Annotated in this window: 10 protein-coding genes; 2 read left to right on the forward strand and 8 right to left on the reverse strand. The window is 49.4% G+C overall.

The genetic code is table 11. The annotated features are described in order from the left end of the window. Positions 1-21 precede the first annotated feature (21 nt). The 6 genes from MKY28_RS24260 to MKY28_RS24285 form a co-directional block, all read right to left on the reverse strand. Complete coding sequence (locus MKY28_RS24260) at positions 22-1,218, reverse strand: DUF1343 domain-containing protein (protein WP_340937260.1); 1,197 nt, start codon at positions 1,216-1,218, stop codon at positions 22-24. Next, positions 1,218-1,928: a hypothetical protein gene (locus MKY28_RS24265; RefSeq protein ID WP_340937261.1), complete on the reverse strand. Its 711-nt coding sequence runs from the start codon at positions 1,926-1,928 to the stop codon at positions 1,218-1,220. The genes MKY28_RS24260 and MKY28_RS24265 overlap by 1 nt, the downstream gene beginning before the upstream one ends. Positions 1,929-1,976: 48 nt before the next feature. Continuing rightward, positions 1,977-3,086, reverse strand: a complete 1,110-nt coding sequence (locus tag MKY28_RS24270; RefSeq protein ID WP_340937262.1) for an ABC transporter ATP-binding protein — start codon at positions 3,084-3,086, stop codon at positions 1,977-1,979. A gap of 271 nt (positions 3,087-3,357) precedes the next feature. Continuing rightward, the gene (locus MKY28_RS24275; protein WP_017691096.1) at positions 3,358-4,191 is read right to left on the reverse strand and encodes a carbohydrate ABC transporter permease; all 834 of its coding nucleotides are present in this window, start codon (positions 4,189-4,191) and stop codon (positions 3,358-3,360) included. Positions 4,192-4,255: 64 nt separating this feature from the next. Beyond that, the gene (locus tag MKY28_RS24280; RefSeq protein ID WP_036616502.1) at positions 4,256-5,179 is read right to left on the reverse strand and encodes a carbohydrate ABC transporter permease; all 924 of its coding nucleotides are present in this window, start codon (positions 5,177-5,179) and stop codon (positions 4,256-4,258) included. Positions 5,180-5,234: 55 nt separating this feature from the next. Further along, on the reverse strand, positions 5,235-6,587 hold the full coding sequence (locus tag MKY28_RS24285) for an ABC transporter substrate-binding protein (RefSeq protein WP_340937263.1): 1,353 nt from the start codon (positions 6,585-6,587) through the stop codon (positions 5,235-5,237). A gap of 356 nt (positions 6,588-6,943) precedes the next feature. Between MKY28_RS24285 and MKY28_RS24290 the strand changes: the two genes are divergently transcribed. Both MKY28_RS24290 and murQ read left to right on the forward strand, forming a co-directional pair. Then, positions 6,944-7,906, forward strand: coding sequence for an N-acetylglucosamine kinase (locus MKY28_RS24290; RefSeq protein WP_340937264.1), 963 nt, complete (start codon positions 6,944-6,946; stop codon positions 7,904-7,906). A 22-nt stretch (positions 7,907-7,928) separates the two neighbouring features. After that, positions 7,929-8,834 (forward strand): N-acetylmuramic acid 6-phosphate etherase, encoded by a 906-nt coding sequence (gene murQ / locus MKY28_RS24295; protein ID WP_340937265.1) that lies wholly within the window; start codon positions 7,929-7,931, stop codon positions 8,832-8,834. Between the two features lie 147 nt (positions 8,835-8,981). On the opposite strand, the gene MKY28_RS24300 is transcribed toward murQ, so the two are convergent. Together MKY28_RS24300 and MKY28_RS24305 are read right to left on the reverse strand one after the other, a co-directional pair. Continuing rightward, on the reverse strand, positions 8,982-9,821 hold the full coding sequence (locus MKY28_RS24300; protein ID WP_340938033.1) for a MurR/RpiR family transcriptional regulator: 840 nt from the start codon (positions 9,819-9,821) through the stop codon (positions 8,982-8,984). Positions 9,822-9,946: 125 nt separating this feature from the next. Beyond that, positions 9,947-11,176 (reverse strand): anhydro-N-acetylmuramic acid kinase, encoded by a 1,230-nt coding sequence (locus MKY28_RS24305; protein WP_340937266.1) that lies wholly within the window; start codon positions 11,174-11,176, stop codon positions 9,947-9,949. Positions 11,177-11,262: the final 86 nt, after the last annotated feature.

Below are 11,262 nucleotides of genomic sequence, written 5' to 3' on the forward strand. Positions count from 1 at the left end.
CCTCCGCTAACAAACATCCGTTCATTCATATAACAAAAACGGCTTTCGCCGCTCCTTCCATTCCGCTACCTGTACATTCCACGCATCCATTAAACGAATGAATTCCGCGCGGTCATGAATCGTTTCCCTGACTTCCTTCCCCCCTGCCAGCAGGTCGATAAAGTACCTTGAACCCGGCTCTGGTGGCTCCAGCCAGCAGAATTGCTCCGGATAGAGTGACACCAGTTCATGCAAAAGCACCAACCCTGTCTCTACCGCCCGGAATTTCCCGCTGTCCGTTACAAAAATCCTTACGCCACCACACAGCTCACCTGCGTGTTTGGAGAATGTTGGGGACATGTACACTGGATGCACATGTACACCTTCCAGCTTGTATTCCCCAAATCGTTCCGCCAAACGCTCACCATCAACCCAGGGTGCCCCAATCCACTCGAATGGGCGGGTCGTGCCCCTGCCCTCCGATACATTAGTGCCTTCGAACAGGCACGTACCCGCATATACCCGCACACTGTCCAGCGTGGGCATATTGGGAGAGGGTAACATCCAGGGAAGCCCACAATCCGCAAACTCCATGGAGCGCTGCCATCCTTCCATGGCAACCACGTCCAATTCGCAAGGTACATCCATCTCGCTGTTGACCATCAGGGCGAGTTCACCTATCGTCAATCCGGTACGTACAGGTACACGCCAAGCGCCAACGAGTGATTCATACCCCGCGTTCAGTACGCCGCCTTCCACAACGTTTCCACCTAGCGGATTGGGACGGTCCAGAATGAGCATACGTTTGCCTGCTCCAGCACAGGCATCCATCATATGGAACAAGGTTGAGGCATATGTGTAATAACGGATACCCACATCCTGAATGTCGAACAGCACCGTATCCACTCCAGCCAGCATTGCAGGCATAGGTTTCTTGTAATCTCCATACAGGCTGAACACCGGAATGTCCAGACGTGGATGAAACATGTCTCCGAATCTGACACCCGCCTGAAGCTCTCCATACAGTCCGTGCTCACAGGCATAGAGCGCTGTAAGCTCGGTATTAGCCAGTCCGGCGCACACATCTATTGTCGATACAAAATCCGCTGTAATACCAGTCGGGTTTGTAATTAGACCGATTAGGTTACCTGTTATCCATGGATGCGATAACCCTCTGGACAGAAGATCAACTCCCGTTTTTACAGCCGGGATCTGCTCGGTCCCATTCAACTGACCCATCACACATTCCCCTGGCTGACCCAGCCTGTATGCTGGTGATCATTACCACCTGTTACGACAGGCTCTTCTTCAGGCTCCAGCACATTAAGAGTAACCTTATGCTGATAAATGGCAAACATACCTCCAAACAGCGCTCCGAAACCAACGACAGTCAGCATCAGCAGAGCCGTCAGGCACATGGCCTGAAAACAAGCGCCCATCGTGTACCCCGGGTGACGGAAGAACAGCTTTACACTTTCCCCCATCGCCTGAACGATGCCCATGTTTTTTTGTAAAACAAGCTGCCAGGTATAGAACTGTGACATCAGCGCCATGAGAACAAAGAACGTCTGGAATACACCCACTGCTGTACCTGTAATTCCACCCTGTCCACCGTAATACCACCAAGTTGACCATAGAATGAAGCCTAGCACCGCGAAAAGCACACCCACCGATCCTCCCGGGATTATTCCCTTCAATGTTCCGACCCAGATATCCTTAAGTCCATTGCGCCGTTCCTTACGTTCCAATCTGTGATGCACGGCATAACAAACACCGAACAGGATGGGCATATACATCAAAGCCAGAAGCAGTATAGCGATCGGCAGCGGAGCAAACATCAGAATGGGAACCAATACGATGGAGCTAACGACACTGTACAAGGCCACCGAAATAATATCCCGATAGATTTCCGCACCCGACTTGATCAATACTTCACTCAGCTTACGCATGTTTATTCTCCCCTTTCTCACCGTTCCTTCTTCACCAGGCATCGTCTCTTACTCCCGTCCAATCGCAAGCTCCGTCTCTGGATCAAAAAAGTGCGCCTTACGTAGGTCCAGTACAAAAATTTTGTCCATACCTACATAAGCATGTGTTTCCGGGTGGACCTTGGCCGTAACAGTACGGGCACCGGAATGGAAATATACCAAATTCTCGGAGCCCAGATGTTCTACAACCTGAACTCGTGCCTGCAGCATATGGTCTGTCGGGATATTCGGAGCGACATCATCACCAAAAATATGCTCTGGACGCAGACCCATAATCACCGGCTTGCCTTGATGACTCTGAAGACGAGCGAGCACATCTACTGGCAAGGTGAATGATGCACCGTCCACGACAACCTGCGTGCCTTCAATCCGGGCATCAATGAAGTTCATCGCCGGAGAACCGATAAATCCGGCAACAAACATATTCCGCGGACTCGCATACAGTTCTTTTGGTGAAGCCACCTGCTGAATGTCTCCATGATTCATGACCACGATGCGTTCCCCAAGTGTCATGGCTTCTACCTGATCATGCGTCACGTACACAATCGTGGCACCGAGACGTTTATGCAGCTCACCCAACTCCACCCGCATCTGTACCCGCAACTTGGCATCCAGATTGGACAGTGGTTCATCGAATAAAAACACCTGCGGATCACGGACGATCGCCCGTCCCACCGCAACACGCTGGCGCTGACCACCAGACAGCTCGCGTGGTTTGCGCTCCAGCATAGCTTCCAGTCCCAGAATGGAGGCCGCATTCTGCACCTGTTCATCAATGTAGGACTTTGGCTTTTTCAGGTTTTTCAGTCCAAAGGAAAGATTCTCACGGATGGTCATATGCGGATAGAGTGCATAATCCTGAAACACCATCGCGATATCCCGATCCTTCGGATGCAGATCGTTAACTAGCCGGTCACCGATCACAATATCACCGCTTGTTTGCTTTTCAAGTCCGGCAATCATCCGCAGTGACGTTGTCTTGCCACAGCCCGAAGGACCCACAAACACTACGAATTCCTTATCTTCTATAACAAAGTCCGAGCCGGCCACAGCCGTGAACGTTCCTTTATGATCGTCTTTGAATTCTTTGCGCACTTGGCGAAACTCCACGCGTGCCATAGGTAGATCCCCCTTTACGTTGTCGCTTGTCCTGAACTATATAAGTTCAACTAACGAATATTTACACTTGCACTCCGATGACAGAACAACCTTCCGATCGCTGTTATCCCCAGATTTCTTTGATTCCTTTATAAAAGGGGAAATCCGGTGATAGCGTATGCTTCCGATGTAGCTTTCTTTTAGAAAGCTTTTAGGCGAACGCTTTCGCTTCTTCAGGTTATTTCTGTCCTCTCCGTTATAGTGTAAATGTTTAGTTGAACATATATTGGAATTAACCTTTAACTGCACCGATCGTAATGCCCTGCAGGAAGTAACGTTGCAGTGAGAAAAACAGAATGATCATGGGCAGCGCACCTATTGTAGCCCCCGCCATCATTGCGCCGAAGTCCGTTGATTCGGCAAATACAAACGAGGCCAGCCCCACCTGAATGGTACGCATCTCGTTGGAATTGGTAATGAGGAACGGCCAGAAGAATTCATTCCACGAAGCTACAAACGTGAATATCGCCAGCACCGCAATTCCCGGCTTTGCCATCGGCAGAATGACTTTCCAGAAGATACCGAATTCACTACATGCATCGATACGTGCCGCATGTATCAGCGATGTGGGCAGCGTAGACATGAACTGTTTCATCAAGAAAATGTTGCCCACACTAACGGCAGCAGGCAGAATAATGGCCGTATACGTATCTCCCAGGTCAAACACGTTGACCATCAGAATGTACAAAGGAATCAGTGTCACCTGCGCCGGGATCATCATGGTCCCAAGCAAAGTCCAGAATACCGCCTGACTACCCGGAAACTTCAGTTTGGCGAACGCATATCCCGCCAGGGAGGCGAAGAATACATTTGTGACGGTCAGAATAATCGAGATGAGCAGCGAATTGTATAACCAGCGCCAGGCATCGGTTTTGGCAAAAAAGCGCTCATATGGTGATAACGACAACTGCTCCGGAATCATCTGTGGTTTAAACGAAGCCGACATTGCACTATCCTGCACCGAACCAACGAGCATCCAATACATCGGAATGACCGTCACCAGCGCCCAGACCACCAGCAGAATGGATGCAACAACGAGCAGTATCTTTTTCTGTGTTGATTTCATGGATTTCATTCACCCCCGGATGCTTAATGCAACGTGCTCTAATCGTACGTGTTTTGAACTACCTCTAATACTCAATATCGCTGGAGAAATATTTGAACTGTATGACGGAGATGACAATGATGATAATCGCCAGTACAAACGACTGAGCCGAAGCCAATCCGAACTCATAGAATTTAAATGCCGTCTCATAGATCAGATAAGCGATTGTAGTTGTCGCAAAGTTTGGTCCACCCTGTGTCATCAGATATACCGAGATAAACACCTGAAAGGATGTAATGACACCCGTGACGAGCAGATACAGCGTCGTTGGTTTGAGCAACGGCCATGTAATCTTGCTGAACTGGGTCCAGCCGCTGGCATGATCAATATCCGCCGCTTCGTACAGCGATTTCGGAATACCACCCATGGCTGCCAGATACAGAATAATGCCCGCTCCGTGCGATCCAAGCCAGTTCATCAGAATGAGAGAAAAGAGTGCCGTTCCCGACTGGCCCAGCCAGATTACCGGGTCCAGGCCGAACAGACCGAGGAAACGGTTGAGCAGTCCTGAATCCGTCGGATCAAAGATCGCCAGCCATACAATGGAGATAGTCACCCCGGAGGCTACCGCAGGCAGATACATGGTAGCTTTGAAAAATGTCTGCCATTTGCTTTTCATTTGATAGATGAAATAGGACAGTACAAATGTAATGAGAATATTGACCGGGACTGTGCCTACGGTGAAGATGACTGTATTTTTAATCGACTTCCAGAACGTCTCATCCTTCACCAGTCGCTCGTAGTTATCCAACCCTACCCACGTTGAGTTCATAATGTTGTATTTCTGGAAGCTCATCACAAGAGCCGTCAGAACGGGATACAGTGTGAAAATGAGAAACAGCAGGACAGGCGCCAAAATAAACAAATACGCCCACCCGTAGTCTCGCCAAAACCGGGCAACCCGGGAAGTCCGGGGCACTGACGATTTTGGCGCGAGGGCGGTCTGCATGGCGAATCCTCCTCTCCTAATCAGTGTGGTTTTACGTTATGTTTGATTGTCCGAGTTATTGTCCAAACATCTGCTGGCCTTTGCTCTTGAAGTCTTCTGCGATCTGCTCCGGTGACTTTTCACCCGAGAACAGCGCCTGAATATTAGGCTTCACAACCTGTTCCTTGAATTGTTTTTGCTGAGATGCTTTGTCGATATCCAGTTCCAGTACAACCGGCATCGCGATATTCTCTGCCATGACTTTTGCAGCAGCCAGATTATCCGGTTGACCAAGCTCTTTTCCTTTAAACAGATCCACCTGGGACTGTCTTACGAATGGAAGCGCCAGTTCATTGGCCGAGTTCCCTGCTTTGGCACCACTAAGCGCCTCCATGACCAGGAACGTATTTTTGGCATGTTGTTCGCCTTTGTCCTTCTTCTGTTTGAAGGCTACATACCCTTCCCCACCCATCGTTGTGGCCGCAGGTTGATCATCATTATGCGGTACAGGCAACAGGACAAAATCAATCTTCTCTCCCTGCACCTTGCCATCATCGATGTCCTTGTTGCGATTCTGAATCATCACATCATAATAAGGAATCGCTTTGGAAATAATCGCTGTTTCCCCCGCGTAGAACATATCCGTCCGTTTCGCTGGAGCGAGAGCCGCCGTTTCCTTCGGCATATACCCTTGATCCATCAGGTTTTTGATAAAAGAGAGGGTATCCAGAATGCGACCATCATTCCATTGGAACGTGCCGTCTTTATCAAGAACATCGATCATCCCGTTGTTACGAGACAGCATTTCAATGAAGTCAAGCGAGGTTCCGTCGGTAACCAGTGCATATTGCTTGGCCCCGCCATCCATTGTTTTGGTCAGCTTGGCAGCAGCATCGTTGAATTCGGACCAGGTCCAGCCATTTTGTTGAATGGACTTCCAATCAATGCCCGCTTCCTCCAGAATGCGTTTGTTACCACCCCAAGCCCATTGGAATTGATACAAAGGCAGTCCATACTGTTTCCCCTGAATCTGGCCTAAATCAAGCGTACCTGGCAGGTAGTCGTCCTTGATCTCAGGTGTCAGGTAGCTGTCCAGCTCAAGTGCCAATCCCGTATTCACATATGTGCCGTCTACGCTATGAAAGTAAAGATCCGGCGGGTTACCTGCGTTCAGAGCGACATCGAATTTTTTGGGCCCTTCCGCCCAGGAAAGCATTTCCGTCTTCACGGTAATGTTCGGGTGTTCTTTATTGAAATCAGAGATTAGACCCTTCAGTTCATCTTCATATGTGCCATGTACAGGATAGGTCCATACCGTTACCGTATCATCGGCATTCGGGTCATCCGGAGCAGCACCTCCGCTATTCCCACAGGCAGTAACCCAGACCATCATCAACAACATCGTCCATACCAGACCCTTCTTTTTCATCCCTTCATCTCCTTTGCATGTCATCATCCGATTCTTTCATTGCCTAACCATGCTACCCCTTTGTGATCGTTCGGCCTTCAAACACCATCCACCTATACACGCGGCAGTAAGGAAAAGCACCTCCCCTGTAGATTTGGCCTGCCAGTCGCAGGCTAAATCTCTTAAATGCAATATTAACGTCAACTTAATTGACATTAACAGTATTAATTCCTTCCAAAATTGTAGATTGAATTCATTATATGAGTTGTAAAATAAAAATTCAACATTATTTTTTATTATAAAATTTAATTTTACTTTTTCTTTTCATGCAACTATACTATGTAAAAAGAAAACCCAAGCAAGCGAGGTGAGCCACTTTGCGAGTATATGTAGGCGTAGATGGAGGCGGTACCAATACTGATGCAGCAGTCATTTCTGAATCTGGTGAAATTCTTGCCCGACTCAGCGGCGGTCCCACGAATCCTCACAGCGTATCCACTGAACAGGCCATTTCCGAACTGCAACGAGTGCTGGAACAGCTATTTAATCTAATAAGTGATTTATCGACAAATTGTGAGGGTATATGCCTTGGTATGTCAGGTGTAGATACGATCCAAGAACGGCAACTTATAGCCGAAGCAGTAAATAACTATATGAAGAGTCGTAATCAACAGGCATCAGAAGGTTGTCCAGTCTGGGTTGTATCCGAAGGAGAGATTGCTCTGATGGCCTCTCTCGGACATACGCACGGTGTATTATGCATCTCTGGAACAGGGTCCATCGTGTACGGATTTACGCTGGAAGGAGAGCGATACCGTGCAGGAGGCTGGGGTCATCTGCTCGGAGATGAGGGGAGCGGCTATCGTATTGGGCAGCGTGCACTCCAAGTGGTTATGCAGAGTTATGACGGTGTTCTTCCTCCAACCCGCTTAACCCCTCTTCTTCTAAAGAATCTGAACCTTCGGGATATATCGGAGCTAAAGACGCGAGTGTATCAGACGGATTGGGGCAAAACCGAGACCGCATCCATCGCCCGCCTAGCTATAGAAGCTGCTGAACTCGGAGATGAGGCCGCCCGCGCACTGATCATTGACGAAGCCTCACAATTGGCGGATACCGCCAAGGCGCTGATTGCACGTCATCCCGAATTTGCATCCACTCCGGTTGTCCTGTCCGGATCACTGTTTCGATACGCTGTACTTTTCCGAAATACATTTATTCACAAACTATCTGAATATTATGAAGAGTTGGACTTTGTATATCATGAAGATGCCCCCGCTCCAGCGGTTGGCGCAGCACAACTGGCAAGACAACGCCGTTCCCTGAATGAATCATTTTAAAAGAGAGAAGGAGGCCATACGGATGAATCACATGCTGAATTCACTACTAACAGAACAACCCAATCCACTAACGGATCATATAGATGAATTGCCTTCGGCAGAAATTATGGAACTCATTAATAAGGAAGATCAACGGATTGCGGAGCTCATTCAGCCCCTCATTCCGGTCATTGCTCAAGCTGCGGATCGGATCTTGGAGGCATTTCAGTCTGGCGGCAGGCTTTTTTATGTAGGCGCAGGTACCAGTGGACGATTAGGAATACTTGACGCTTCGGAATGCCCGCCTACCTACGGAACCCCGCCATCCATGGTGCAGGGTATTATTGCAGGGGGATTCCGGGCAGTGAAGGACCCGGTTGAAGGTGCTGAAGATAATGAGGAGTTGGGAGCTGCCGACCTTGATGAACATGGCTTAGACAAAAACGATGTTGTGGTTGGCATTGCAGCCAGTGGACGAACGCCGTATGTGCTGGGTGCGATGAGGCACGCCAAGGAGATCGGGGCTACGGTGATCAGCCTGAGTAATAATGCAGGCACGCCGATGACCCTGTTGGCTGATGTGAGCATTGAGGCTGTTGTCGGCCCAGAGGTTGTCATGGGTTCAACACGTATGAAGGCAGGCAGCGCCCAGAAAATGATTCTGAATATGCTCACCACTACCGCCATGATTCGTCTGGGCAAGGTTTACCGTAATTTCATGGTTGATCTGAACCCTTCGAACGAAAAGCTTGTCCATCGGGCCAAACGCATGATACATCTGGCAACCGGAGCAAATGAAGCGGATATTGAAGAGGCTTTTACCGGTGCAGACGGTCATGTAAAAACGGCAATCGTCATGCTGATGGCAGGTGTGGACGCAACAGAAGCACAGCACAGGCTTAATCTGGCTGATGGATTTGTCCGTAGCGCCATTGCGGGGCCTTCCTGAGACATACAGGGGGATTATTAGAGGTTGAAAGAGAGGAGTCCGACATTAGTCTGGGCTCTTTTTTTTATTTTTTTATTCTAAAAGCGGATATAATCCGTCAAAAAATCCCCTCCTGCATAAACAGAAAGGGATTCATATGGTTTTACTTCACTTGTGCTCCAGAATAGCCTGTCGGCTCTTCTCCAAATACTCCACCGACTGGTTGTAATCCCGACTGGCAATCGCCAGATACAAAATGTCGATCACGTTCAGCTGTGCAATCCGTGACGAAGTTGCTCCGCTTCGAATATCACTTTCGGTGGAAGTAATCATCAGGGGCACATCCGCCATACTACTGAGTGTATTGCTGCCCCACTTGGTAATGCTGATTGTCGCTGCACCGCCATCATGAGCATGCTTGATACAGGAGATTACGTTTGACGTCTCCCCTGAATACGAGATACATACAACCGCATCATCCTCACGAAGCGTCGTTGCGGACGAAATCTGCATATGCGGATCGGCGAACGAAAAGCTTGTGCGATTGATTCGCATGAACTTGTAATGTGCATCCAGCGCAATCAGGTTGGAGGCCCCCACTCCATAGAAAAAGATCCGTTTCGCCTGATGAAGCACGTCCACGGCTTTTTCCACCAGACGTGGGTCCAGAATATGAACCGTATCCTTCACCGACTGAATATTGTTTGCGGACACATGCTGAATAATGCTCTCCATGGAGTCCTGGGGACGAATCTCCGTATATTGATATGGCTCACTCGTCTGCAAATCTCCGGCAATCTTCAGCTTCAGCTCCTGAAAACCCGTTACACCTAGTGATTTGCAGAGACGGATAATGGCAGCTGGGCTGCCTCCACTCCGTTCAGACAACTGGGCCACCGAGGATTGAACAGTTTCTTGAGGGTGATCGAGAATATAAGCTCCGATCTTCCGTTCGGACGGGGTCAAGTCATCCATTAATGCGCGTAAACGTACAAGTCCACCTTTCATGCCTTCCATTCGCTCCTCCTTTCCGTACTGCATTCATGTACAAGCATTTTATCTTATAATTCCACTCGCGTCTAATCGAATTCCTCGCTCTTCCATAACTGAACTCATATTAAAGTCAGGTCTCACTAAAGTGTGAGATTGCCCGAGATTACGGAGTGTTTTGCGCCGGTTACTGCCGGAAGTGTATTGGTTCTTCCCATAAGTGCCTCATGGCCAAGTAAAGCAAATCCAATGGCTTCCCGAGCATCATCGGGTATACCATAATCTGCCGTTCGCTCCAAACGGATATCCTTCGGTAGTCTCTGACGGATCATCTCCATTAACGTGGCATTGGAAGTGCCACCACCGCACGCGAGCATGGCCGATATTTGCACCTTGGGCAGGATAAAATCCTTCACTGCACGCACGATGGTTTCCGCGGTCAGACAGGTGGCAGTAGCCAGCGTATCTTCAAGGGATAAGGAACGCGTTGCGGCCATCTCCATCAGTCTCACTGCATACGCGGCTCCATATACTTCTCGCCCGGTACTTTTCGGCGGAAGCCTTTTGAAGTACTCATCCTCCAAACACAGGTTTACCAGACCCTGATCGACCTTCCCCTGTGCGGCAATACTTCCATTCGGATCATAATGCTGCCGCCCATCCGTTGCCTGCCGCACAATGGCGTCCATCACCATATTACCCGGTCCTGTATCAAAAGCCGAAATACCTTCGGTAGATGACTCGGAGGGAAGCACCGTGACATTGCCAATGCCGCCGATATTCTGCACTAGCCGTCCTTCCGTCGGGCTGCGGAACATCAGAGCATCCGCATAAGGCGTAAGCGGGGCACCTTCCCCACCAGCCGCCATATCCCTTGCCCGCAGGTTGCCAATCACTGGCAGTCCTGTCCGTTCTCGAACGACAGCACATTCACCGATCTGCAATGTCGATACCACATCAATACTTGCTCCCGTTGGCCCTGGAAATGCAGATGCTACAGGAGCATGCCATACCGTCTGTCCATGCATGCTAATCACATCCACCTGCTGCGTTGAGATACCGGCAGACTGCATCAGTTCCGTAACGCTATGCGCATACCACTCCGATACACCAAAGTGCGCGGCTGTCAGCTCGTCGACACGCGCCGTCCCCGGTGAACATAACCGGATCAGTACGTCTCTCAATCCATTCGAATACGGCACACAGACGAAATCAACCAGCTCTATCTGCTGTAATGCCCCGCTCATATCGGTTTGAATACGCACCAGTGCCGCGTCAGTTCCATCAAGTGACGTTCCTGACATTAGTCCGATGACCAGATGCTCCTGCTTCAAACGATACTTCTCCCACATCGGATAGCTGCCTGTATCCATCCACTTCCAACCTCCTGCAAGACCCGATGAACACGTCATCCTGCCATAATTTCACCCAGTATATGATATTAAATTTCACAAGTCAA

Origin of the sequence: Paenibacillus sp. FSL R5-0473, from assembly GCF_038004565.1 — a bacterium.
Taxonomy (GTDB): domain Bacteria; phylum Bacillota; class Bacilli; order Paenibacillales; family Paenibacillaceae; genus Paenibacillus; species Paenibacillus amylolyticus.